Origin of the sequence: Lamprobacter sp. (assembly GCF_034860625.1) — a bacterium.
Lineage (GTDB): Bacteria > Pseudomonadota > Gammaproteobacteria > Chromatiales > Chromatiaceae > Lamprobacter.
On record NZ_JAYESN010000753.1, the window covers coordinates 1 to 496 of the forward strand.

Here is a 496-nt window from a genome sequence, read left to right on the forward strand (position 1 = left end):
AATAAACCCTGGCGATGACCTACTTTCGCATGGGGAGGCCCCACACTATCATCGGCGATGCACCGTTTCACTGCTGAGTTCGGTATGGGATCAGGTGGTTCCAGTGCTCTTTGGTCGCCAGGAAAATCGGAGGCGCATCGGTTGTTGAGCCGATGGCCTGTTGTTCGGTGAGATCGTGGAGGTGCGAGCGGCGTGCGCTCAGCAGTCCAAAATGTTTGGGTGTTATATGGTCAAGCCGCACGGTCAATTAGTACGGGTTAGCTTCACCGGTTACCCGGCTTCCACATCCCGCCTATCAACGTCGTGGTCTACGACGGACCTTCAGGGACCTCAAGGGTCCAGGGAGATCTTATCTTGGGAGGGGCTTCCCGCTTAGATGCTTTCAGCGGTTATCCCGTCCGTACATAGCTACCCGGCAATGCCACTGGCGTGACAACCGGAACACCAGGGGTACGTCCACTCCGGTCCTCTCGTACTAGGAGCAGCTTCCCTCAAA

At 56.7% G+C, this 496-nt stretch carries 2 rRNA genes; both read right to left on the reverse strand.

Features of this window, described 5'->3' with window-relative positions:
* Positions 1-6: 6 nt before the first annotated feature.
* Positions 7-122, reverse strand: a 5S ribosomal RNA gene (gene rrf, locus VBE63_RS31140).
* Between the two features lie 104 nt (positions 123-226).
* Positions 227-496 (reverse strand): 23S ribosomal RNA (locus VBE63_RS31145); the annotation flags it as partial.